This is a genomic window from Streptomyces sp. NEAU-W12 (assembly GCF_026242095.1).
GTDB lineage: Bacteria > Actinomycetota > Actinomycetes > Streptomycetales > Streptomycetaceae > Streptomyces.
The window spans coordinates 17,806-41,168 of sequence record NZ_JAPJDM010000041.1; the positions used below are offsets into that span (position 1 = coordinate 17,806).

The 23,363-nt window shown below is 72.1% G+C and carries 23 protein-coding genes; 14 read left to right on the forward strand and 9 right to left on the reverse strand.

What is annotated here, in order from left to right; all coding sequences use genetic code 11:
* Positions 1-370 precede the first annotated feature (370 nt).
* From ORI94_RS33225 to ORI94_RS33265, 9 genes are all read left to right on the forward strand, one after another.
* Positions 371-1,426, forward strand: a complete 1,056-nt coding sequence (locus ORI94_RS33225) for a BMP family lipoprotein (protein WP_266082523.1) — start codon at positions 371-373, stop codon at positions 1,424-1,426.
* Positions 1,427-1,720: 294 nt separating this feature from the next.
* A complete protein-coding gene (locus tag ORI94_RS33230) occupies positions 1,721-2,401 on the forward strand; it encodes a class I SAM-dependent methyltransferase (RefSeq protein WP_266082553.1) in 681 nt (226 codons plus the stop codon).
* Between the two features lie 298 nt (positions 2,402-2,699).
* Positions 2,700-3,749, forward strand: coding sequence for a BMP family lipoprotein (locus tag ORI94_RS33235; RefSeq protein ID WP_266082525.1), 1,050 nt, complete (start codon positions 2,700-2,702; stop codon positions 3,747-3,749).
* 207 nt (positions 3,750-3,956) lie between these two features.
* The gene (locus ORI94_RS33240) at positions 3,957-5,525 is read left to right on the forward strand and encodes an ABC transporter ATP-binding protein (RefSeq protein ID WP_266082527.1); all 1,569 of its coding nucleotides are present in this window, start codon (positions 3,957-3,959) and stop codon (positions 5,523-5,525) included.
* Positions 5,525-6,649 carry an ABC transporter permease gene (locus ORI94_RS33245; protein WP_266082529.1) on the forward strand — a complete coding sequence of 375 codons (1,125 nt, stop codon included), beginning with the start codon at positions 5,525-5,527 and terminating at the stop codon, positions 6,647-6,649. Before ORI94_RS33240 ends, ORI94_RS33245 begins: the two co-directional genes overlap by 1 nt.
* The gene (locus ORI94_RS33250) at positions 6,646-7,920 is read left to right on the forward strand and encodes an ABC transporter permease (protein WP_266082531.1); all 1,275 of its coding nucleotides are present in this window, start codon (positions 6,646-6,648) and stop codon (positions 7,918-7,920) included. The genes ORI94_RS33245 and ORI94_RS33250 overlap by 4 nt, the downstream gene beginning before the upstream one ends.
* The gene (locus ORI94_RS33255) at positions 7,917-8,330 is read left to right on the forward strand and encodes a cytidine deaminase (RefSeq protein ID WP_266082533.1); all 414 of its coding nucleotides are present in this window, start codon (positions 7,917-7,919) and stop codon (positions 8,328-8,330) included. The genes ORI94_RS33250 and ORI94_RS33255 overlap by 4 nt, the downstream gene beginning before the upstream one ends.
* 332 nt (positions 8,331-8,662) lie before the next feature.
* On the forward strand, positions 8,663-9,940 hold the full coding sequence (locus ORI94_RS33260; RefSeq protein WP_266082554.1) for a thymidine phosphorylase: 1,278 nt from the start codon (positions 8,663-8,665) through the stop codon (positions 9,938-9,940).
* 120 nt (positions 9,941-10,060) lie between these two features.
* Complete coding sequence (locus tag ORI94_RS33265) at positions 10,061-10,654, forward strand: Uma2 family endonuclease (protein ID WP_266082535.1); 594 nt, start codon at positions 10,061-10,063, stop codon at positions 10,652-10,654.
* Position 10,655: 1 nt separating this feature from the next.
* Here ORI94_RS33265 and ORI94_RS33270 read toward each other — a convergent pair whose 3' ends face one another.
* Entirely contained in the window at positions 10,656-11,576 is a 921-nt protein-coding gene (locus ORI94_RS33270; RefSeq protein WP_266082537.1) for an AEC family transporter, read from the reverse strand.
* Positions 11,577-11,751: 175 nt separating this feature from the next.
* Between ORI94_RS33270 and ORI94_RS33275 the strand changes: the two genes are divergently transcribed.
* Complete coding sequence (locus tag ORI94_RS33275) at positions 11,752-12,141, forward strand: STAS domain-containing protein (protein ID WP_266082539.1); 390 nt, start codon at positions 11,752-11,754, stop codon at positions 12,139-12,141.
* Here ORI94_RS33275 and ORI94_RS33280 read toward each other — a convergent pair.
* Together ORI94_RS33280 and ORI94_RS33285 are read right to left on the reverse strand one after the other, a co-directional pair.
* The gene (locus ORI94_RS33280; protein WP_266082540.1) at positions 12,025-13,041 is read right to left on the reverse strand and encodes a sigma-70 family RNA polymerase sigma factor; all 1,017 of its coding nucleotides are present in this window, start codon (positions 13,039-13,041) and stop codon (positions 12,025-12,027) included. The two genes, ORI94_RS33275 and ORI94_RS33280, sit on opposite strands and share 117 nt — an antisense overlap.
* Positions 13,042-13,172: 131 nt before the next feature.
* Positions 13,173-14,594 (reverse strand): MFS transporter, encoded by a 1,422-nt coding sequence (locus ORI94_RS33285; protein ID WP_416237943.1) that lies wholly within the window; start codon positions 14,592-14,594, stop codon positions 13,173-13,175.
* Positions 14,595-14,657: 63 nt separating this feature from the next.
* Between ORI94_RS33285 and ORI94_RS33290 the strand changes: the two genes are divergently transcribed.
* On the forward strand, positions 14,658-15,611 hold the full coding sequence (locus ORI94_RS33290) for a LysR family transcriptional regulator (RefSeq protein ID WP_266082541.1): 954 nt from the start codon (positions 14,658-14,660) through the stop codon (positions 15,609-15,611).
* Between the two features lie 60 nt (positions 15,612-15,671).
* Here the strand turns inward: ORI94_RS33290 and ORI94_RS33295 are convergent, their stop codons facing one another.
* A complete protein-coding gene (locus ORI94_RS33295; RefSeq protein ID WP_266082542.1) occupies positions 15,672-16,433 on the reverse strand; it encodes an alpha/beta hydrolase in 762 nt (253 codons plus the stop codon).
* Between the two features lie 113 nt (positions 16,434-16,546).
* On the opposite strand from ORI94_RS33295, the gene ORI94_RS33300 reads away from it, so the two are divergent.
* Together ORI94_RS33300 and ORI94_RS33305 are read left to right on the forward strand one after the other, a co-directional pair.
* On the forward strand, positions 16,547-17,704 hold the full coding sequence (locus tag ORI94_RS33300; RefSeq protein ID WP_266082543.1) for an adenosine deaminase: 1,158 nt from the start codon (positions 16,547-16,549) through the stop codon (positions 17,702-17,704).
* Positions 17,705-17,844: 140 nt separating this feature from the next.
* A complete protein-coding gene (locus ORI94_RS33305) occupies positions 17,845-18,177 on the forward strand; it encodes an ATP-binding protein (RefSeq protein ID WP_266082544.1) in 333 nt (110 codons plus the stop codon).
* 121 nt (positions 18,178-18,298) lie between these two features.
* Here the strand turns inward: ORI94_RS33305 and ORI94_RS33310 are convergent, their stop codons facing one another.
* The 5 genes from ORI94_RS33310 to afsQ1 all read right to left on the reverse strand — a co-directional run bounded on the left by ORI94_RS33310 (position 18,299) and on the right by afsQ1 (position 22,331).
* Complete coding sequence (locus ORI94_RS33310) at positions 18,299-18,502, reverse strand: PspC domain-containing protein (RefSeq protein WP_266082545.1); 204 nt, start codon at positions 18,500-18,502, stop codon at positions 18,299-18,301.
* Between the two features lie 53 nt (positions 18,503-18,555).
* Positions 18,556-19,137, reverse strand: coding sequence for a VanZ family protein (locus tag ORI94_RS33315; RefSeq protein ID WP_266082546.1), 582 nt, complete (start codon positions 19,135-19,137; stop codon positions 18,556-18,558).
* A gap of 100 nt (positions 19,138-19,237) precedes the next feature.
* Entirely contained in the window at positions 19,238-19,882 is a 645-nt protein-coding gene (locus ORI94_RS33320) for a hypothetical protein (RefSeq protein ID WP_266082547.1), read from the reverse strand.
* Entirely contained in the window at positions 19,882-21,657 is a 1,776-nt protein-coding gene (locus tag ORI94_RS33325) for a sensor histidine kinase (RefSeq protein ID WP_266082548.1), read from the reverse strand. Before ORI94_RS33325 ends, ORI94_RS33320 begins: the two co-directional genes overlap by 1 nt.
* The gene (gene afsQ1 / locus ORI94_RS33330; protein WP_042165460.1) at positions 21,654-22,331 is read right to left on the reverse strand and encodes a two-component system response regulator AfsQ1; all 678 of its coding nucleotides are present in this window, start codon (positions 22,329-22,331) and stop codon (positions 21,654-21,656) included. Before afsQ1 ends, ORI94_RS33325 begins: the two co-directional genes overlap by 4 nt.
* 262 nt (positions 22,332-22,593) lie before the next feature.
* On the opposite strand from afsQ1, the gene ORI94_RS33335 reads away from it, so the two are divergent.
* The gene (locus ORI94_RS33335; RefSeq protein WP_266082549.1) at positions 22,594-23,337 is read left to right on the forward strand and encodes a SigE family RNA polymerase sigma factor; all 744 of its coding nucleotides are present in this window, start codon (positions 22,594-22,596) and stop codon (positions 23,335-23,337) included.
* Positions 23,338-23,363 lie beyond the last annotated feature (26 nt).

Consider the following 23,363-nt stretch of genomic DNA (forward strand, 5'->3'; position numbering starts at 1 on the left):
CCCCCCCGCCGGGCGGCCCCCCGGGGGCCCCCCCGGGGGGGGGGGGGGGGCCGGGCCCCCCCCCCCCCCCCCCCACTGCCGGACCTCTCCCGCCCCTTCGCCCCCCTCTGTCCCCGCCCCGCCGTTCCACTTGCGTCACGGGCGGGGGAGGGGGAGCGTGGTGCGCGTGGCGTCCCGCCGCACGCCGCTCCGGTCGACCGTTTCCGCCCCCTTCGATCCCCTACGGCCCTCTGCTTCACCAGGGTGTAACCGGCCATCGGCACGAATGGATAACGGCACGGCAGTACCCCGTTCCCAGGAGTGTCTACGCGCGTTAATGTGCGCCGGACCGAGCGCCCGCTGCGGGGCTTTGGAGAATGGGGAGCGTCAGATGCGTCGGATATCCAGACTGACTCGCGCGGCGGTGGGGGTCGCGTCGCTCGCACTCGCCGCCACGGCCTGCGGCGGTACCAGCAGCGAGAGCGGTGACAGCTCAGAGAGCTCCGCGAAGGACGACCTCGGTCTCGCCATCGCCTACGACATCGGCGGCAAGGGCGACCAGTCCTTCAACGACGCCGCGTACGCGGGTCTGCAGAAGGCGCAGAAGGAGTTCGACTACAAGACCGCCGACATCGAGCCCACCGAGGGGGAGACCGACGCGGACAAGGAACAGCGCCTCTCGTCGCTCGCCAAGCAGGGCTACAACCCCGTGATCGGTGTCGGCTTCGCCTACGGCCCGGCGATGACGGCCGTGGCCGAGAAGTACCCGGACACCACCTTCGGCATCGTCGACTCCGTGGTCGAGGGCGAGAACGTCGCCTCCCTCGTCTTCGCCGAGGAGCAGGCGTCCTACCTCGCCGGTGTCGCCGCCGCCAAGGCGACCGAGACGAACACGGTCGGCTTCGTGGGCGGTGTCGACATCCCGCTGATCCACAAGTTCGAGGCCGGCTTCAAGCAGGGCGTGCAGGCGACCGACCCGAAGGTCAAGGTCGTCTCCCAGTACCTGACGCAGACGGCGGAGGAGGGGGGCTTCTCCAGCCCCGACAAGGGCAAGGCCGCCGCCGAGGGCCAGATCGAGAAGAAGGCCGACGTCGTCTACCAGGCGGCCGGTCTCTCCGGCCAGGGCGTGATCGAGGCCGCCGCCAAGGCGAAGGTCTGGGCGATCGGCGTCGACTCCGACCAGTACCAGCAGGAAGCCCTCGCCGCCTACAAGGACTTCATCCTCACCTCCGCCCTCAAGGACGTCGGCGGTTCGGTGTACACGCTGGCCAAGTCCGTCCAGGACGGCGAGCCGCTGACCGGCACTCAGGTCTTCGACCTGAAGGTGGACGGGGTCGGCCTCTCCGACAGCAACCCGAAGATGGCCGAGATCGAGGGTCTGACGGAGGCCGTGGCCGAGGCCGAGGAAGGCATCGTCGACGGCTCCATCACCGTCAAGACGGAGTAGCGCGGCAGGGGGGCGGCGCGGTACCGCGCCGCCGCGGCGACGACCACGGGCGGGCATCCGAGCGGGTGCCCGCCCGTGGTCCGTTCCCCCCGGGTCACCGTCGAGACGCTCGACGACGCCCTCGCCGCGACCGAGGAGACCGTCCGGGAGCACCACGACACCTCCCGCGACGCCATGACCCGGATCGCCGTGGCCCCCTGCTCCCCGTTCTCCGTCTCCACCGAACTGATCGCCGTTTTGCCGGACCGGCAACAGGAGTGGCGTGTGGGGGACGCGTCGGGCGACGGTGGGCCGATGAACGACGACATCGCAGCAGGCCCGCCCGCGTTCGACACGTCCTTCCCCGCCGACGGATACGCCGGAGACCCCGCGGTCAGGGCGGAGTGGGACAGCCGGTACGCCGACCGGCAGCAGCTGTGGAGCGGCCGGCCCAACGGCGCGCTGGTGGCCGAGGCCGCCGGGCTCACCCCCGGGCGGGTGCTCGACGTCGGCTGCGGGGAGGGCGCGGACGCCCTCTGGCTCGCGCGCCGCGGCTGGGACGTGACCGCGCTCGAGGTCTCGGGCGTGGCGCTGGAACGGGCGGCCGGGCACGCGCGGGACGCCGGCCTCGCCGTTCGCTGGGTTCACGCCTCACTGACGGAGGCGGCCCTCCCGCCGGCCTCCTTCGACCTGGTCTCCGCCCAGTACCCCGCCCTGCTGCGCACCCCCGGCGCCGCAGCCGAGCGAGCGCTGCTCGCGGCCGTCGCCCCCGGCGGCGTACTGCTGCTCGTCCACCACGCGGGGATGGACACCCGGCAGGAGGGCGAGAGCGACTTCGACCCGGCCGACTACGTCTGGCCCTCGATGGTCGCCGCCCTGCTCGGCGAGGGCTGGGAGGTGGAGGTGGACGAGCAGCGGCCCCGTGTGGCACCCGACGGCGGCGCCGGCGCGCACCACACCGACGACCTGGTGCTGCGCGCGCGCCGGCTGCGCTGAACCCCTCCGCCCGCAGCGGGCCCGGCGACCCGCCCCGGTGCCCGGCGTGCGCCGGGCACCGGGCACGTGTCGGATGTCACGGTGCTTGTCACCTCACGCCGTACATCGCCCGAATGTCACCCAGTGCCACGATCCGTTCGCGATCGGCGACGGCCTGCTCGCGGTAGGGCCCGGGTAGGCCACGGCCGCATAACAAGGTGGACAGAAGGGTTCTCCGGGACTGTCTACGCGCGTTAATCTGCGGCGAAGCCAGCGCCGTCCCCCGAACTTCCGGCGCTTGTACGAAGGAGCACCACACATGCGCCGGATTTCCCGGATCACGGTCGCAGGCGCGGCGACCGCCTCTCTGGCACTCGCGCTCGCCGCCTGCGGTGGCACCTCTACCTCCTCCAGCTCGTCCGAGTCCGCCGAGGACAAGGGTCTGGCCATCGCGTACGACGTCGGCGGCAGGGGCGACCAGTCCTTCAACGACGCGGCGTACGCGGGCCTGCAGCGGGCGGAGAAGGAGTACGGCTACAAGACCGCCGACGTCGAGCCCACCGACGGTGAGACCGACGCGGACAAGGAGCAGCGCCTGGCCTCGCTGGCGAAGCAGGGTTACAACCCGGTCATCGGTGTCGGCTACGCCTACGCCGCCGCCGTGAAGGGCGCCGCCGAGAAGTACCCGGACACCACCTTCGGCATCGTCGACGACGCCACGGTCGAGATGGACAACGTGGCCGACCTGGTCTTCTCCGAGGAGCAGGCCTCCTACCTGGCCGGTGTCGCCGCCGCGGAGACCACCAAGACCGACGTCGTGGGCTTCATCGGCGGCGTGGACATCCCGCTGATCCACAAGTTCCGGGCCGGCTTCGAGCAGGGCGTCAAGGACACCGACCCGGACGTCAAGGTCATCTCCCAGTTCCTGACGCAGACGGCGGAGGAGGGCGGCTTCTCCAGTCCCGACAAGGGCAAGGCCGCCGCCGAGGGCCAGATCGAGAAGAAGGCCGACGTCGTCTACACGGCGGCCGGTCTGTCCGGCCAGGGCGCCATCGAGGCCGCGGCCGCCAACAAGGTCTGGGCGATCGGTGTGGACTCCGACCAGTACACGCAGGAGGCGCTGGCGAAGTACAAGGACTCGATCCTCACCTCGGCGATGAAGGACGTCGCCAAGTCGGTCTACAAGCTGGCGCAGTCGGTCGAGGACAAGTCTCCGCGCACCGGTATCCTCAGGGGCGATCTGGCGTCGGGCGAGGTCGGCCTGTCGAACTCGAACCCCGTGTTCGCGGACAACGACGAACTCCAGGACGTCATCGAGACGGCCAAGAAGAAGATCATCAGCGGTGAGATCGAGGTCGAGTCCAGCTGATCACGCAGGACCCGAACAGCGTGTAACCCGTGGGGTTGTGACCGCTCGACGGGGTCCGGGGAGTAGGCTCCCCGGACCCCGTCGAACGGGGTGCGCGACCCCGTTCGATGCCGTAGGGGCGCTACGCGCGTAGACGACCCCCGTCCCCAGGAGTGCGCCATCAACGCGTCCAGCAGCCCTCCGGCCGGAGCGGCGGTCAACGAATCGGTGACCGCCGTCGAACTCGCCGGGATCACGAAGCGATTCCCGGGTGTCGTGGCCAACCACGACATCCACCTCACGGTCCGCAAGGGCACCGTGCACGCCCTCGTCGGCGAGAACGGGGCCGGCAAGTCGACGCTGATGAAGATCCTCTACGGTATGCAGAAGCCGGACGAGGGCACCATCGCGGTCCACGGCGAGACGGTCTCCTTCTCCTCGCCGGCCGACGCCATCGCCCGCGGTATCGGCATGGTCCACCAGCACTTCATGCTCGCCGACAACCTCACGGTCCTCGAGAACGTGGTGCTCGGCAGCGAGAAGCTGTACGGCATCGGCGCGAAGGCCCGCCGCAGGATCGAGGAGATCTCCGAGCGCTACGGCCTCGGCGTACGCCCCGACCTGCTGGTCGAGGAACTCGGTGTCGCCGCCCGCCAGCGCGTGGAGATCCTCAAGGTCCTCTACCGGGGCGCGACCACGCTGATCCTCGACGAGCCCACCGCCGTCCTCGTCCCGCAGGAGGTCGACGCGCTCTTCGACAACCTGCGCGAGCTCAAGGCGGAGGGACTGTCGGTCATCTTCATCTCCCACAAGCTGGGCGAGGTCCTCTCGGTCGCCGACGACATCACCGTCATCCGCCGGGGCACCACCGTGGGCACCGCCGTTCCCGCCGAGACCACCCCGCGCCGGCTCGCCGAGATGATGGTCGGCAGCGAACTGCCCACGCCCGAGACCGCCGAGTCCACGGTCACCGACCGCGCGGTGCTCACCGTCGACAAGCTCCGCCTGGCGGCACCCGGCGGCAAGGCCCTGCTCGACGACATCAGCCTCACCATCCACGCGGGCGAGGTCCTCGGCATCGCCGGCGTCGAGGGCAACGGCCAGACCGAACTGGTCGACGCCCTCATCGGCCTGCGGCACGCCGACTCCGGCACCATCCGGCTGGCCGACGAGGAGATCACCGGCTGGGCCACCCGCAGGCGCCGCGAGGAGGGCATCGGGTACATCCCCGAGGACCGCCACCGCCACGGCCTGCTCCTGGAGGCCCCCCTCTGGGAGAACCGCATCCTCGGCCACGTCACCGAGAAGCCCAACGCCAAGGGCGTCTGGCTGGACCCGAAGGCGGCCCGGGCGGACACCCGCCGCATCGTCCGGAAGTACGACGTGCGCACCCCCGGCATCGACGTCACCGCCGCCTCCCTGTCCGGCGGCAACCAGCAGAAGCTGATCGTCGGCCGCGAGATGAGCCACCGGCCCCGCTTCCTGATCGCCTCCCACCCCACCCGCGGTGTGGACGTCGGCGCGCAGGCCGCGATCTGGGACCACATCCGTCAGGCGCGCCACGAGGGCCTCGCCGTCCTGCTGATCTCCGCCGACCTGGACGAGCTGATCGGTCTGTCCGACACCCTCCGGGTGATCTACGACGGCAGGCTGGTCGCGGACGCCGACCCCGCCACCATCACCCCGGAGGAGCTCGGTACCGCCATGACCGGTGCCGCCGCCGGACACCTCGAACACGACGAGAACCCCGAGACCGCGGCCGGCGCCCCCGAGTCTCCGGAAGACGAGGCCCGCTGATGAAGAAGTTCGACAAGGAGCGCGTGCTCCTCGCGGTGGCCGGACCGGTCATCGCGCTCGCCGTGGCCTTCGCGCTCAGCGCGGTCGTGCTGCTCGCCTCGGGCAAGAACCCCGTCGAGCCGTTCGCCCTGATGTTCGAGCAGGCGACGTTCTCCGACATCCAGGTCCTGATCGTCAACCAGGCGTCGATGTACTACATCGCCGCCCTCGCGGTGGCCATCGGCTTCCGGATGAACCTCTTCAACATCGGGGTCGACGGCCAGTACCAGCTCGGTGCCTTCATGGCCGCCGTCGTCGGCACCCACATGGACCTGCCGGCCGTGCTGCAGATCCCGCTGCTGCTCCTCACCGCCGTCTTCACCGGCGCCTTCTGGTCCGGCATCGCCGGTGCCCTCAAGGTCACCCGCGGGGTCAGCGAGGTCGTCGCGACGATCATGCTCAACGCGATCGCCACGTCGCTCATCGTCTACATGTGGAAGCCGGACGTCTTCGGCGTCAAGGTCGGCAACAACAGCACCACCGGCGAGATGCACGAGTCCGGCTGGGTCCCCGGCATCGACATGGGCGAGGCCGGCGAGATCTACGGTCTGGTCGTCCTCGCCGCGCTGCTCGGCATCGGCTACTCGGTCGTCCTCAACCGCACCCGCTTCGGCTTCGACCTGCGCGCCTCCGGCGCCTCCACGACCGCCGCCGCGGCCAGCGGGGTCGACCCCAGGCGCATGGTGCTCAGCGCCATGCTGATCTCCGGCGGCCTCGCCGGTCTCGCGGGCCTGCCGATCCTGCTCGGCGACTCCCACACCTACAACCTGAACTTCCCCACCGGTATCGGCTTCCTCGGCATCGGCATCGCCCTCCTGGGCCGCAACAGCCCCGTCGGCATCGTCTTCGCCGCCCTCCTGTGGGCCTGGCTCGACAAGGCCTCGCCCGAGCTCGACTTCCACGGCTACGACAAGGAGATCGCGGTCATCATGCAGGGCCTGATCGTCCTCTCGGTCGTCGTCTCCTACGAGGCCGTCCGTGAGTGGGGCCTGCGCCGCCAGCAGCGCCAGGTCGGCGCGGAACTCGCCGCGGGTCACGTCCTCGGCGCCGACAACAACACCACGAAGGAGGTGGCCGGCCGATGACTGCTCCGACCACAGCGACCGACGTCAACCAGCCCTCGCTGCAGCACGCGGCGCCCACCGGCCGCCGCATGTCGTGGCCCGTGCTGCTGCTGGTCGTCGCCGGCGCCCTGGCCCTGGTCTCGCTCGTCCGCCTCATCACCGGCGCGGACGGCATCACCAACGTCAGCCAGATGTCCACCGCCCTCCAGCTCGCCGTTCCCATCGGCCTCGCCGGTCTCGGCGGCCTGTGGGCCGAGCGTGCGGGCGTCGTCAACATCGGCCTCGAGGGCATGCTGATCCTCGGCACCTGGTTCGGCGCCTGGGCCGGGTTCCAGTGGGGCCCGTGGACCGGCGTCCTCGTCGGCATCATCGGCGGCTGCCTCGGCGGACTGCTGCACGCCTTCGTCACCGTCACCTTCCGCGTCAACCACATCGTCTCCGGTGTGGCCATCAACATCCTCGCCCTCGGAGCCACCCGCTACCTCGCCCCGCTGGCCTTCGAAGGCCACCAGGGCGGCTCGGCCAAGCAGTCCCCGGCGATCGAACCGCTCGGCCACTTCACCGTGCCGGGGCTGTCCGACGCGCTGCGGGACCTCAACGCCAAGGGCTGGTTCTTCGTCTCCGACATCGCCGGCCTGCTCGGCGGCCTGGTCACCAACGTCTCCTGGCTGACCCTCATCGCCGTCGCGCTCATCCCCGCCACCTGGTGGATCCTCTGGCGCACCGCCTTCGGCCTGCGCCTGCGCTCCTGCGGCGAGAACCCCGTCGCCGCCGAGTCCCTCGGCGTCAACGTCTACAAGTACAAGTACCTGGCCGTGATCATCTCCGGCGGTCTGGCCGGCCTCGGCGGCGCCTTCCTCTCCATCGTCGCCAACCCCTTCTACCTGGAGGGCCAGGTCAGCGGACGCGGCTACATCGGCCTCGCCGCGATGATCTTCGGCAACTGGATGCCGGGCGGCCTGGCCATCGGCGCCGGACTCTTCGGCTACACCGACAGCCTCAACCTGCGCGGCGGCTCCACCAACGTGCACGCCCTGCTGCTGCTCGGCGCGCTGCTGCTGGTCATCGGCGCGATCTGGCTGGCGATCCGCAGGAAGTACGTGGCCGCGGCCGTCACCCTGGTCGTCGGCGCCCTCGCCTACGCCTGGTACGCCGGCACCAACGAGGTCCCCAACCAGGTCGTCGCCGCCACGCCGTACGTCATCACCCTCGTGGTCCTGGCCCTGTCCGCGCAGCGGCTGCGCATGCCCAGGGCGAACGGACTGCCGTACCGGAAGGGCCAGGGCGGATGACCCCGGCCCCGGCCGCCGCGGCGGACACCGACTGGGAGGCGCTGCGCGCGGTGGCGCGGGAGGCCATGTCCCACGCGTACGCCCCCTACTCGGGCTACCCGGTCGGTGTCGCCGCCCTGGTCGACGACGGGCGCACGGTCTCCGGCTGCAACGTCGAGAACGCCAGCTACGGGCTCGGCCTGTGCGCCGAGTGCGGACTGGTCTCGGAACTGCAGCGCACCGGCGGCGGCCGCCTCACGCACTTCACCTGCGTGGACGGCACGGGCGCCCTCCTCGTCCCGTGCGGCCGCTGCCGGCAGCTGCTGTACGAGTTCGGCGGCCCGGGACTGCTCCTGGACACCCCGGCGGGTGTCCTGCCGCTCTCGGAGATGCTGCCCCAGGCCTTCGGCCCGGAGCACCTCGCCAAGTAGCTCCGCGGGGCCCGGTGGACCCGCAGAACCTCGCCACCCCCCGGGGGCCGGTGGTGGAAGTGGCGCCTGCCGCGCGGCGCCCGGTGCGCGCTCCCGCCGCACCGCCCGGAAGCCCGAGTACGCCCGGTACGGGGGCTTTTGGGCGGCGCGCCGGGAGCACGCTCCCCATGGCGCCGCGCGGCCGCCCTTCGGGCGACGACGCCACCTCCGCCCCAGGCCCCAGCCCCACCGCACCTCGGCAGCGGTCCCTTCCCGCGGCTCACTCCGACCGGAGGGGCCGCGTCCCGAGGGGCCGCGGCCTTCGCACTCCGGAAGGAACGCCAGCCATGGCCATGGACGTCATCTCCGTCATCCGCACCAAGCGGGACCGCGGCGAACTCAGCGACGAGCAGATCGACTGGGTGATCGACGCGTACACCCGCGGGGAGGTCGCCGACGAACAGATGTCGGCCCTCGCGATGGCGATCCTCCTCAACGGCATGAACCGGAGCGAGATCGCCCGCTGGACCGCCGCGATGATCGCCTCCGGCGAGCGCATGGACTTCTCCTCGCTGTCCCGGCCCACCGCCGACAAGCACTCCACGGGCGGCGTCGGCGACAAGATCACCCTGCCGCTCGCCCCGCTGGTCGCCGCCTGCGGCGCGGCCGTCCCGCAGCTGTCCGGCAGGGGCCTCGGCCACACCGGAGGCACCCTGGACAAGCTGGAGTCGATCCCCGGCTGGCGCGCGCTGCTGTCCAACGAGGAGATGCTGTCCGTCCTGGACGGCGTCGGCGCCGTGATCTGCGCGGCCGGCGACGGCCTCGCCCCCGCCGACAAGAAGCTCTACGCCCTGCGCGACGTGACCGGCACCGTCGAGGCGATCCCGCTGATCGCCTCCTCGATCATGTCGAAGAAGATCGCCGAGGGCACCGGCTCGCTCGTCCTGGACGTCAAGGTCGGCAGCGGCGCCTTCATGAAGACGATCGAGGACGCCCGCGAACTGGCGTCCACCATGGTCGGCCTCGGCACCGACCACGGCGTGAAGACGGTCGCCCTGCTCACCGACATGTCGACCCCGCTCGGCCTGACCGCCGGCAACGCCCTCGAGGTCCGCGAGTCGGTGGAGGTCCTGGCGGGCGGCGGCCCCGCCGACGTCGTGGAACTGACCCTCGCCCTGGCCCGCGAGATGCTCGACGCCGCCGGCGTCAAGGACGCCGACCCGGCGAAGGCCCTGGCCGACGGCACCGCGATGGACGTCTGGCGCCGCATGATCGCGGCCCAGGGCGGCGACCCGGACGCGCCCCTGCCGACCGCGCGCGAACAGCACGTGGTGACGGCGACCGCCTCCGGCGTCCTGACCCGCCTGGACGCCTACGACATCGGCGTCGCCGCCTGGCGCCTCGGCGCGGGCCGCGCCCGCAAGGAGGACCCGGTGCAGGCGGGCGCGGGCGTCGAACTGCACGCCAGGCCCGGCGACACCGTCACCGCGGGCCAGCCCCTGCTCACCCTCCACACGGACACCCCGGACCGCTTCGACTACGCCCTCGACGCGGTGTCCGGCTCCTACGACATCGCGGCGCCGGGCACGCCGTTCACGGCGACGCCGGTGGTACGGGAACGCATCGCCTGACCCGCGCCCGGGCCGCAGGCCGCTGTCGGACACGCCCCGATCGGGTGGGCGGGGCCGGTGGACCGCCACCGGCCCCGTTCGGCATGCTGGGATCGGTGACGCACCGATGGGAGAACCGCCATGAGCGCACTCACCGTCGACCGCTCCATGGCCAGCGGCCACGAGTGGGAGGGCCTCGTCCGGATCCGGGAGGAGACGGACGCTCCCGAGGGCTGCAAGGTGGAGATCGTTGAAGGGATCGTCACCGTGGCCCCGCCGCCGTCCAACGCCCACAACGACATCGCCGACCTCGTTCACCGCAGCCTGTACGAGGTCATTCCCAAGGACTGGGGCATCTACCAGACCCTGGGAACAGCGGTTCCGTCGCCTGTCGGCCTCTACATCCCCGACCTCGCGGTCGCGCCCAGGCAGGTTCTGCGGGCCGAGCCGGGCCACCACATCCCCGCGGCCGCCGCTGAACTCGTCGTCGGGATCACCTCCAAGTCCAGCGCGGCCAACGACCGGATCGAGAAGGCTGCCGGCTACGCCCAGGCCGGTGTCCCGCTCTACCTGCTCATCGACGGCTGGGCTCCCGGAGGGCCCGCGATCACGCTGTACGGCGAGCCGCACAGGAACGTCTATCGGGTTCTGGACGCGGGGAAGTTCGGTGACCGGATCCAGTTGCCGGAACCCTTTGGTCTCGCGCTCGACACCAGCGAGTTCCCCGACGCATGACTCACCCCAGCAGCGCCGCCACCACCACGAGCACCGGGACCGACAGCAGGGTCGACACCAGGATCGCCTCGCGGGCCAGGGTCTCGCCCACGCGGTAGCGGCTCGCGTAGGTGAAGATGTTCTGCGCCGCCGGGAGCGCCGACGTCACCACCACGTCGAGCAGCTGGGCACCGCGCAGGCCGAAGACCGTCACCGCCAGTACCCAGGCGACCGCCGGCTGGCCCACCGACTTCAGGGCCACGGCGAGCAGCACCGTCCCGCGTTCACCGCCCCGCAGGGGCAGGGAGCTGCCGCGCAGCGAGATGCCGAACGCGAGCAGGACCGCCGGGACGGCCATGTTGCCGATCAACGTCAGCGGGTCCATGACCGGGCCGGGGATCCCGATGCCGCTCGCCGACACCACCACCCCCGCCAGCGAGCCCAGCGCGACCGGATTCCGCAGTGGGGTGAGCAGCCGCCGCCACAGGGGCTGTTTCTCCCCGGCGGTCGCCAGGTCCAGGATCGTCAGCGCGACCGGTGTGACCCCGACGAGCTGGAACAGCAGCACCGGCGCCACGAGCGAGGCGTCACCGAGGACGTACACGGCGATCGGGATGCCCAGGTTGCCGGAGTTGACGTAACTGGAGCACAGGGCGCCGACGGTGGTGCGGCCCACGCCCCAGCCGCGTGCGGCACCCACCGCCACGAAGACGCCGGCCACCGCGGCCGTGCTCAGCGCGGTGACCAGGAGCCGGCCGGAGAAGACCAGCGACAGGTCGGCCCCGGCGAGGATCGTGAACAGCAGCGCCGGGGACGCCACGTGGAACGCGAGCTTCGTCAGCACCTCGTGGCCCTGCCGGCCGAGGTACCCCCGACGGCCGATCAGGTAGCCGGCGCCGATGACGACCGCGATCACCGCGAAGCCGCTCAGCACCCCCTGCACGACGGCTCCTCGCCGGGGTGACGGGCGCTGCGGGTACCGGGGACCGCGGACGGGGAAGATCTGTGGCACATACAGGTGACCCTCGGGGGCGGGGCGCGCCCGGGTCAATGTGATCTCCACTGCGCCGCATCACGAAGAGGGGATGCGGCGCGGTGTCCCACGAGGGGCCACCGCGATGAGTTACGCGCCCGTGCCCGGTCTACCGCTCGTGGATGCGATGACACCCCCGGTACTCGTCCTGCGCGGCCCCGTCACCCCGGACGGGGTGAGCGGGCCGAGCGACGCGCTGCGGGCGCTCCTGGACGGCGGCGGGGCCGACGGGGTGGTCGTCTGCGACGTGGGAGGGCTGGGGCCGCCGGGGCTCGCCGCCGTGAACCTGCTGGCGCGCCTCCAGCTCCTGGCCCGCCGGACCGGCGGCCGGATACGGCTGCGCGACCCCGACCTCGCCCTATGCTCCCTGCTCGACCTCGTCGGCCTCGGCTTCGAGGTGGAGGGGCAGCCCGAAGAGCGGGAACCAGCGCCGGGTGTCGAGGAAGCAGTGGAACCCGGTGATCCGGCCGTCTGAGATCTCCAGCACCTGGACCGCCCACGGCGTGAACCCGCCGGCCTCCGGGTCCGGCTTGTACTGGGCGAACCCGGGCAGGCCGTTCACCTGGATCGGCAGCAGCCGTGAGCCCGCACAGGCGGCGCCCAGCGTCGTCATGAAGCCCGTGATGTCGCCGGTGCCGGTGAGCCACAGGTCGAACGGCGGCATCGTCATGACGGCGTCCTCGTGCAGCAACGCCGTCAGCGCCGACATGTCGTACCCCTCGAACGCCGCCACATAGCGCTCCAGGAGCTTCTGCTGCTGCTCGTCCAACGGGTCCGAGACGGACGCCTCGGCGCCCGGCTGCCGGCTCTCCGCGAGCGTCGCCCGCGCCCGCTGCAGCGCGCTGTTGACGGACGCGACCGAGGTGCCGAGCAGCTCGGCCACCTCGCTCGCCCTCCAGGCCAGCACCTCGCGCAGCACCAGCACCGCCCGCTGCTTGGGCGGCAGCTGCTGGAGGGCGGCCATGAAGGCGAGCCGTACGGACTCCTTGGCGACCGCCGCCTCCGCCGGGTCGGCGGTCTCGGGCAGCACCCGGGAATCCGGCATCGGCTCCAGCCAGGTGTGGTCCGGCCGGGGCGAGAGGGCCGCGCGGGCCAGCGGCGTCGACTCCGTCAGGTCCATCGGGCGGGCCCGCTTGTTGCCCGCCGTCAGCATGTCCAGGCAGACGTTGGTCGCGATGCGGTACAGCCAGGAACGCAGACTGGAACGGCCTTCGAACCTGTCGAAGCTGCGCCAGGCACGGATCATCGTGTCCTGCACCGCGTCCTCCGCGTCGAAGGAGGAGCCGAGCATGCGGTAGCAGTACCCGGTCAGCTCGACGCGGTGCGCCTCGAGCCTGGCGTCGAGACCGGTCGTCGTCGCCGTGCCGTTCGTCATCGTCCGTCCACCCCTGCGGCTTGTCTGTGGCGCGCCTTCGCACCCAGCACTTCGGAAGCTACCGCAGCCCACTGACAACGGCCCTCCGGGTCGACGAACGTGCGGGCGGGGGCGGGTCCGGTGGGGAACCGCTACTTCCGCCCACCGGCCCGCGGAACCGCTCCGAACCCGTCGGGCCCGCCCTGCGCCGGGGCGGGCCGGCGCCGCTCCGCCCGGGCCGCACGGCTGCCCAGCACCGTGATGGTCACGACGCCGGCCACCGCCACCAGGCCGACCCCCGCCGTCCCGGCCCAGCCGCCCGAGTGGAAGGCGAGCGCACCGACCGTGCTGCCCGCGCTGGAGCCGACGTAGTAGGCGGACTGGTACAGCGCCGACGCCTGGGCGCGGCCCCGAGCAGCCGTCCGCCCGACCGCCGCGGACGCGACCGCGTGGCCCGCGAAGAAACCGCCGGTGATCAGCACCAGGCCCAGCAGGATCAGGGGCAGGGAGCCGGCCAGGGACAGCAGCAGACCCGCCGCCGTGGTGCCGCCCGCCGCGTACAGCGCGCCCCGGCGGCCGAGCCGGCCCACCAGCCGGCCCGCCGCCGACGCCGCCACCGTGCCGACCAGGTACACCAGGAAGATCGAGCCGACGATGCCCTGGGGGAGGGAGAAGGGTGCCTCGGCCAGCCGGTAGCCGATCACGGTGTAGACCCCGCCGAACACGGTCATGAACAGGGCGCCGATGGCGTACAGGCGCCGCAGCAGCGGGTTCGCGAGATGGTCGCGGACCGTGCCGAGCAGGACGCGCGGGCGCAGCGAGCCCGGACGGAAGTGCTTCGGCGCCGGCAGCAGCAGCCGGAACGCCACCGCGCACGCCACCGAGAGCACCCCGACCACACCGACGGCGACCCGCCAGCCCCACTCCTGGGCCACCCAGCCGGTGATGACCCGGCCGCTCATCCCTCCGACGCTGTTGCCCGCGACGAACAGTCCGATCGCGGTCACCAGGGCCTTCGGCCGGACCTCCTCCGCCAGATACGCGGTCGCCGACGCGGGCACCCCGGCCAGGGCCGCCCCCTGCAGCGCCCGCAGGGCCACCAGGGAGCCCAGCGACGGGGCGAAGGGGACCAGCAGCCCGACGGTCACCGCGACGGCCAGCGAGGCCGTCATGACCGCACGGCGTCCGTAGCGCTCCGACAGCGCGCTCATCGGCAGCACGAACACCGCGAGACCGCCGGTGGCCGCCGCCACCGTCCAGCTCGCCTCGCCCGCGCTCACCCCGAGGTCGCCGGAGACCAGCGGCAGCAGGGCCTGCGTGGAGTACAGCAGGGCGAAGGTCGCCACACCCGCCAGGAACAGGGCGAAGCTCATCCGGCGGAAACCGGGGCCGCCCGGGGACAGGCGCGCGTCGGCACCGCCCGGCGCGCCCGGAGCCACCGGCGCGCCCGGAGCCACCGGCGCGGTCGGCGGGCTCGGAGGAGGGGAGGAGGGAGGGGCGGGGGGAGAGACGCGGGACGTGACGGAGGTGCGGGCGTCCACGGTGGCGGACGCCCCGGTACTGGCGGGAGACATGCGTCGAACCTATGGACGGCCCCACTCATCCGTCCAATGCACGGAATCGTCATAATCGTTCCCATGCGGCATCAGCAGAGGTCACCGGGTCGGCTGTCACCGTCCGGTGACACAGAAGACATCGTCGCGCTGCTCGCGCCGCGCCTCGTCCACTTCGCCGGCGTCGCCCGCACGGAGCACGTCACCCGTGCCGCGCAGGAGCTGCAGGTACCGCAGTCCACGCTCTCCCGGTCCGTCGTCCGTCTCGAACAGGACCTGGGCGTCGACCTGTTCGCCCGGCACGGCCGGACCCTCTCCCTCACCCCCGCCGGCCGCGCCTTCCTCGCCTCCGTGGAACGGGCCCTCGCCGAGATCGGGCGGGCCGCCGACGAGGTGCGCGCCGACGCGGACCCGGCCACCGGCAAGGTCGCCTTCGGGTTCCTGCACACCATGGGCGCCGAGACCGTGCCCGGCCTGCTGCACGCCTTCCGCGCCGACCATCCGCGCATCCGCTTCAGCCTCGTCCAGAACTACGGCGAGGCCATGCTGGAAGGCCTCCGAGCGGGCGAGCTCGACCTGTGCCTGACCTCACCGGTCCCGGACGCCCCCGACCTCGTCGCCCGCCGCCTGGACGAGCAGAAGCTGCGCCTGGTCGTCCCCGCCGACCACCGGCTCGCCGGCCGCCGCCGGATCCGCCTCTCCGAGGCCGCCGACGAGAACTTCGTGACCCTGGAACCCGGTTACGGCCTGCGCCGCATCACCGACGACCTCTGCGCCCAGGCCGGGTTCCGGCCCCGGGTCGCCTTCGAGGGCGAGGAGACGGAGACCCTGCGGGGCCTGGTGGCGGCCGGGCTCGGCGTCGCCCTGCTGCCCCCGCCGGCCGTGCCCCGCCCCGGTGTGGTGGAACTGACCGTCACCTCGCCGCGGGCGGCCCGTGAGATCGGCGTCGCCTGGCTGGCGGGGCGGCCGGACACCCTGCCGGTGTCGGCGTTCAAGAAGTTCCTGCTGTCGCGGCGCGGCCACCTGCTCCCGGACTGACCGCCGCCCCGCCACCCGGCGTCCGGCACCCGTCATCCCGGTGCGTGCGGCCGAGGCCGCCTACCGCCGTAACGACGTACCGAACCCCGAGGCCAGCGGCATCCGCAGTCCCAGCGGCGGAGGCGCCGCCAGCGCGTCCCGCACCGGACGCGACAGCGCCCGCCCGAACAACGTCCCCATCACGAAGTCCTCGCACAGCGCCAGCACTTCGCCCCGGTACTGGTGCAACCCGTGCCCGTCGGCGTGCACTTCGAAGCGGCACACGTCCCGGTTCGCCTTCTTCGCCCGCGCCGCCAGCCGGAAGGACAGCTCGGGGTCGGTCCGGGTGTCGTGCGTGCCGTGCACGATCAGCACCTGCCGTCCGGCCAGCTGCCTCACCGGTTCGGGTGGTGCGGCCACATCCTCCTCGGGCAGCCAGGGGGCCAGCGCCAGCACGGAGCCGACGGCTTCGTGGCCACCCGCGCGCAGGGCCGCCCTGCCGCCCATGCCGAGGCCGGCCAGGCACACGGGAACGTCCCCGTAGCGCCGCACGGCCTCACCAGAGGCCCAGACGGCGTCCCGCGCGAGATGCGCCTCGCTGCCGTTCCAGCCCCGGTAGCGGTAGTGGACGACGTGGACGGCGAGTTGCTCGGCCCGGCCCGCGCGGCCGAGACGGCGTCCCAGGGCGCGTACGGAGGCGGTCGCCGCCAGGGGGGACGGTCTGCGGCTGGAGACCGGATCGCCGCCGGGCAGCAGCAGCACCACACCGCTCACCGCCTTCGGCTCCGGGCCGAGCGCCTTCCCCAGCCGTGCCCCGCGAACCGGCGTCGCTTGCTGTGCCATGACAGAACAGTGTCAGAAGCAAGGGTGTACGGGACCCTGTCGTGCGGTCACCGTTGGGTATCGGCGTATGCGCACGCCGGGCGATCTACGCGCGTAGGCGTTAGAGTGCCGAGATGACGAGCCAGAGCACCGCGAACACCCCGGCCGCGGACCAGATCCGCCGGGCGCCCAAGGTTCTGCTGCACGACCATCTCGACGGCGGCCTGCGCCCCGGTACCGTCGTCGACCTGGCCCGCGAGGGCGGCTACACCCGACTCCCCGAGACCGAGCCGGACAAGCTCGGCCTCTGGTTCCGGGAGGCCGCCGACTCCGGTTCCCTGGAGCGGTACCTGGAGACGTTCTCGCACACCGTCGGCGTCCTGCAGACCCGGGACGCCCTGGTGCGGGTCGCCGCCGAGTGCGCCGAGGACCTGGCCGCGGACGGCGTCGTCTACGCCGAGGTGCGCTACGCGCCCGAGCAGCACCTCGAGGGCGGGCTGACCCTCGAAGAGGTCGTCGAAGCGGTCAACGAGGGCTTCCGGCAAGGGGAGCGGCGGGCCCGGCAGGACGGCCGGCGCATCCGGGTCGGCGCACTGCTCACCGCCATGCGGCACGCGGCCCGCTCCCTGGAGATCGCCGAACTCGCCAACCGCTACCGGGACCTGGGTGTCGTCGGCTTCGACATCGCGGGCGCCGAGGCCGGTTACCCTCCCACCCGGCACCTCGACGCCTTCGAGTACCTCAAGCGAGAGAACAACCACTTCACGATCCACGCCGGAGAGGCCTTCGGGCTCCCGTCCATCTGGCAGGCCCTCCAGTGGTGCGGTGCCGACCGGCTCGGGCACGGGGTGCGCATCATCGACGACATCCAGGTGCACGACGACGGCACGGTCGAGCTCGGCCGGCTCGCCTCCTACGTCCGGGACAAGCGCATCCCGTTGGAGCTGTGTCCCAGCTCCAACCTGCAGACGGGGGCGGCGGCCTCGTACGCCGAGCACCCCATCGGCCTGCTGCGCCGGCTGCATTTCCGTGCCACGGTGAACACCGACAACAGGCTCATGTCGCACACGAGCATGAGCCAGGAGTTCGAGCACCTGGTCGACGCGTTCGGCTACACGCTCGACGACATGCAGTGGTTCTCCGTCAATGCGATGAAATCGGCATTCATTCCTTTCGACGAACGACTCGCCATGATCAATGACGTCATCAAGCCCGGTTATGCCGAGCTGAAATCCGAATGGCTGTTCCGTCAGACCGCCTCCACCAGCCGTTCTGTCGCCTCGGAAGAGTGATCGGGAGATCTTTCGGACAGCGGGCACACGGGCGGCGTCCACCCTTCGTCCGCATTCCGCTGTTTGCGGCCGGTGGCCCCGTCTGATTACGGTCACCGGACCGCTCGCATCCCCGTATCCCATTTCGAGGACACATCTTCATGAAGCAGTCTGCTGCCAAGACCCTCGGCGTCGCCGCGCTCGGTGCCGCCTTCGCCGCCGCCGGTGCGGGTGCCGCCACCGCGGCCCCGGCCGTCCCGGACGCCCTCCCCGCGCTGGACACCGCCACCCAGGCCCTCCCGGCCGAGAACCTCTCCGCGCTGCCGGACACGGAGCAGGCGGCGGAGACCGGTCTGCAGGCGGCAGGCGCGGGCGTGACGGCCGCACAGCCGGTCGTCGAGCAGCGGCTCGCCGACGCTCCGTCGCAGCCGGTCGCCGGTCTGCTCGGCGGCCTGCCGGTGCAGGGCTCCGTCAACGGCTTCCCCGTCGGCTGACGTCCACGGGAGCATCCCGCACAGGGCCTGCCCCCGGCGGGCCCGTGACCGATGGGGCGCCCCGGACCCGGGGCGCCCCATCGGTGTGCTCGCGGGGAGGGCGGCGCGGGGGCCGCGGGCCTCACCAGGCGTTCGTGCGAACCCTGTCCTCGGACGGGAACAGGATCCACAGTGCTATGTAGAGCAGGAACTGCGGGCCGGGGAGCAGGCACGAGGCCACGAAAACGACCCGCATCGTGGTCGGGGAGGTGCCGAAGCGGCGGGCCAGCGCGGCACACACGCCGCCGATCACGCGGTTGTCGGTGGGGCGGGCGAGGCGGGACATCGTGAACTCCTTCGTGGTCGTGCTGCCGGGTTGCTCTTCCCGTGTACCCCACGTTACGGAGACGAAGGGGGCAAAGCGTCAGTCCACGGGGCGATCCCAACCCTGGCAATCGTCGGGGTCCGACCCTGAGCAGGCTCCTCCCCGCGGATCCTCGCCCCGGCCCGGCGCAAAGCCCGGCGGCGCAGCCAGGCACGCCCCGCCGGCACCAGGGCGGCATGAGCGAGGGCCGCGCCCAGGGTGTTCAGCATCAGCGCGTCGACGTCCACGACCCGTCCCGGTACCCCGGTCTGCAGCATCTCGATGCCCAGCGACAGCAGTGCCGCAGCGGTCATGGTGCGGATCAGCGAACCCACCGGCGAGACGGCCAGCCGGCCCCCCGTCATCGGCAGCAGCACACCGAGCGGCGCGAACAGCGCCAGCCCTTCGGCGACCCGGCGGACCCCCGTCGCCCAGCCCAGTGCGAAATCCGCGCGGAGGCCGTCGAAGGGGTGCAGATTGGCGGGCATCACCCAGGGGACCTGCAGAGGGCGCAGCGTGTACCAGGCGACGAACACGAGATACCCGGCCAGGAGGAGGCCTCCTGCCACACGGATACGGAACGCGGCGGTGCCGCCGACGGGGCCTTGACGCTGCACGAACCCCTAGACGCGACCCCCGGCAGGATCGGTTCCGCGCGGGACCCCGTCAGTCGGGTGAGGCATGCGCCACAGCGCGGCACACCGGCCGCGTCCGGCGTCACCCGTCGGCGACCTCCGTGGACGGCGGCTCCGTGCTGCCGGGACGGGCCCGGACCTCGTCGGTGCACCGGTAGCGGCGCGGCCGTTCGTCGTCCTGGCCGCCCAGGACCACCGAGCCGTCGCCCTCGGCCGCCGCCGAGTCGGAGAACGTGCAGACGATCTGCGCGAGCGCGTAGGACGTCAGGCTCCCCGGCGGGATGCTCAGACGCAGCGTGTCCTTGGGGTCGCCGGAACGTGGACCGCTCACGGTCATCCCGCCCCGTACGTTCGTGGTGTACCCGGTCTCCTTCTCGGCGGGCGTCGGCGGCGCGGAGAGCTGGTCCAGCAGTCCCTGAGCCACCTCGGCGCGACGCTGCCCGGAGTCCGCCGCGCCCTTTGGTACCCGTACCGTCCGGTCGACGGCCACCAGGGACGAGCCGCACAGCAGGAAGACCTGCGCCGGCAGGCCCCGCGCGGGCGGTGAGGTCCCGACCGCCTCGGTCTGCGCACAGCGCACCCGGGAGGGCGCCGGACCGAAGTCGGTCGGCACCTCGGTGGCCCGGATCCCGCACCCGGCGAGCAGCACGCCGAGCGCGGTGACGGTGAGCAGCCCGGGGAAACGGCGTATGCGCACCGGGCTCGCCTTCGTCGGACGTACGGTCATCACGCCTCCCCCTCGGCGCGCTCACGCCGGGCGCCGCCCTTGCCGCCGGCGGCCTTCCCGGAGACGCCGCCCGTGCTCTCCCGCGCGTCCTCGGCGTCCCGTCCCATCAGTGCGGAGACGTCGCGCGGCAGCCGCAGCGTGAACACCGCGCCGCCGCCCGGGGCGTTGGCCGCGGTGATCTCGCCGCCGTGGGCATGGGCGTTCTCCATCGCGATGGACAGCCCGAGCCCGCTGCCCTCGGAACGAGGCCGGGACGCGCTGGCCTTGTAGAAGCGGTCGAAGACGTGCGGCAGGACGTCCTCGGGAATGCCCGGCCCCTGGTCCCGCACCTCGATGACCACCGTGCCCACGCCCTCGGTGCCGGTGGTGGAACCCGGCTCGTCGGCCGTCTCCCTGCCGTCGGCCGTGCCTGCCCCCGCGCCGCCCGAGCGGTCGCCACCGCTTCCGCTCCCGTCCTCGCGTTCCTCCCGCACCGACACCCGTACCGGCGAGCCGCCGTGCTTGAGTGCGTTGCCGATGAGGTTGGCGAGGATCACGTCCAGCCGGCGCGGGTCGATCCGGGCGTGGATGCCGCGCTCCGCGTCCAGTTCGACCGCGTCCAGCCAGGCACGGGCGTCGATGCAGGCGGTGATCTGGTCGGCGATGTCGACGTCGTCGAGGACGAGACGGGCGGTGCCCGCGTCGAAGCGGGTGACCTCCATCAGGTTCTCGACCAGGTCGCCCAGCCGCCGCGTCTCACTGATCACGAGCCGTACGGCGGGCTCGATCATCGGGTCGATGCCGCCTCCCTCGAACTCCAGCTCTTCCTCGAGGACCTCGGTCACCGCGGTGATCGCGGTCAGCGGGGTGCGCAACTCGTGGCTCATGTCCGCGACGAACCGGCGGGACGCGTCGTCCCGGGCGGCCATGTCGGCCACCCGTTTCTCCAGCGCCTCGGCGGCCTTGTTGAACGTTCTTGACAGATCGGCCAGTTCGTCCGTGCCCGACACCCGCAGCCGGGTGTCCAGCCTGCCCTCGCCGAGCCGCCGGGCGGCCGCCCCGAGCCGCTGCACCGGCTTCAGCACGGTCGTCGCCAGGGCCTGCGCCAGCAGCGCGGAGCCGATCAGCGCGAGTCCGGTGGCGATCCCCAGCGACCAGGCGAGCGAGTTGAGGTCCTTGGCCTCCGGCTCCAGCGACTTGAGCATGTACCCGGTCGGGCCGCCGCCGATCGTCCGGGTGCCCGCCACCAGGTAGGGGGTGTCGCCCTGGACGATCCGCTGCCAGTACAGGTGGTACGCGTACGTGTTGGTCGAGGTGATCTTCTGCCGCTCGTTCACCGCCTCGCGCAGCGGGACCGGCACGTCCTGCACCGAGAAGCCGCTCAGCCCGCCCGAACTGCCGTACACGGTGCGGCCCTGGGGGTCCTCGGCGATCAGCAGCACCGAGAACCGCTGGCTGCTGTCGGCCATCTGGCCCGCCGCGTGCTGCAGTTCGTCCTGCGTCGGGTGCTCGGGCAGCGCGCCCGCCCGGTTCTGCATCCCCTGCTCGAAGTCGCCCAGGACCGCGTCCTGGGCACGGGTGAGCACCGCCTCGCGGTTGAGCCAGTACGCGATGCCCGACGCGGACACCGCGGCGGTGAGCGCGACCAGCCCGAACACGACGACGAGCCGCAGCCGCAGGCTGGTGAACCGCAGCCGTGACCAGATGCCCTTGCGCGCCGCGGACCAGCCGCGGGGCCCGCTGTGGTCTTCCTGGTGCTCCTGGTGCTCCTGGTGCCCTTGTTGCTCGTGTGTCACTGAGGCGGGTCCAGCCGGTAGCCGACGCCCCGCACCGTACGGATCAGCGTCGGGGACGACGGCACGTCCTCGATCTTGGCGCGCAGCCGCTGGACGCAGGCGTCCACGAGGCGCGAGTCGCCCAGGTAGTCGTGTTCCCACACCAGCCGCAGCAACTGCTGCCGGGACAGTGCCTGGCCCGGACGACGGCTCAGTTCGAGCAGCAGGCGCAGCTCGGTCGGCGTCAGCTGGAGGTCCTCGCCGTTCTTCGTCACGGTCATCGCCGCGCGGTCGATGACCAGGCTGCCGAAGCTCGCCGAGTCGGTGGACTCCCGTTCACCGCGGCGCAGCACCGCCCGGATCCGGGCGTCCAGCACCCTGCCCTGCACGGGTTTGACCACGTAGTCGTCGGCGCCGGACTCCAGACCGACCACGACGTCGATGTCGTCGTTGCGTGCGGTCAGCAGGATGATCGGCAGCTGGTCGGTGCGCCGGATGCGCCGGCAGACCTCGAATCCGTCGATGCCGGGCAGGTTCACGTCCAGCACGATCAGATCCGGCCGCTGCTCACGCAGCAGCTTCAGACCGTCCTCACCGCTGGCAGCGGTCGCCACGCGATGACCCTGGCGCGTCAGTGAGAGCTCCAGGGCCGTGCGGATGGCGTCGTCGTCCTCGATCAGCAACAGGGAAGGCACAGGCTCATTCTGGCCCATGGAGCCTCCCCGTTCGACCCGCGGGGGCAGATACCCGTGGGGATCGCATGAAGGCGGCCACGTGCGCCGACGCCCGGGGAGGAGGTGCGGGCGACGACGGCTCCGGGCCGCGGCCGCCCCCTGTGACAGGCCTGTGACAGTCGGCGGACACGGCGATGAAGTCACCCGGGCAGGCTTTCCGTCATCAGCAGGACAGCGGTACGGCAAGGCGAACACACCGGAAGTCCACGACGGGGGGCGCGAGATGAGCACGCTGCACGGCACCAGCTACAGCGCGGTTGTCACGCGTCTGCACGACGTGCACCGGGGTGGCGAGAAAGCCGGTGCCGCGACCAAACGGGGGTGCGGTCGCGGCACCGGGCGTCACACCGGCTTCATGACGGTGATCGACGCGCCCACGGGGGGCACGGGGGAAACGCACGGGGGAAGCGGGTACGGGGAGGGGACGGGGGAGCGCCGTTCACTGTCGGAGGCGGAGTTCACCGCCTACGTCCAGGAGCGACGCGCCTCCCTGTACGCGACCGCCTACCACCTGACCGGCGACCGCTTCGAGGCCGAGGACCTGCTGCAGAGCGCCCTGTTCTCGACCTACCGGGCGTGGGAGCGGATCAGTGACAAGGCCGCGGTCGGCGGATACCTCCGCCGCACCATGACCAACCTGCACATCAGCGCGTGGCGCCGCCGCAAGCTGAACGAGTACCCGACCGGGGAACTGCCGGAGACGGTGGGCGACACGGACGCGATGCGCGGCACCGAGCTGCGCGCGGTCCTCTGGCAGGCGCTGGCGCGGCTGCCCGAGCTCCAGCGCACCATGCTGGTCCTGCGCTACTACGAGGGCCGCACGGACCCGGAGATCGCGGACATCCTCGGCATCAGTGTCGGCACGGTGAAGTCGAGCATCTGGCGGTCGCTCCGCCGGCTGCGCGACGACGAGGTCCTGAGCCTCGGCCGTGACGAGGAGGACGCCTTCGGCGAACTGGTCGCCTGAAGGTACAGGGGGGAGCACGGGGGGCC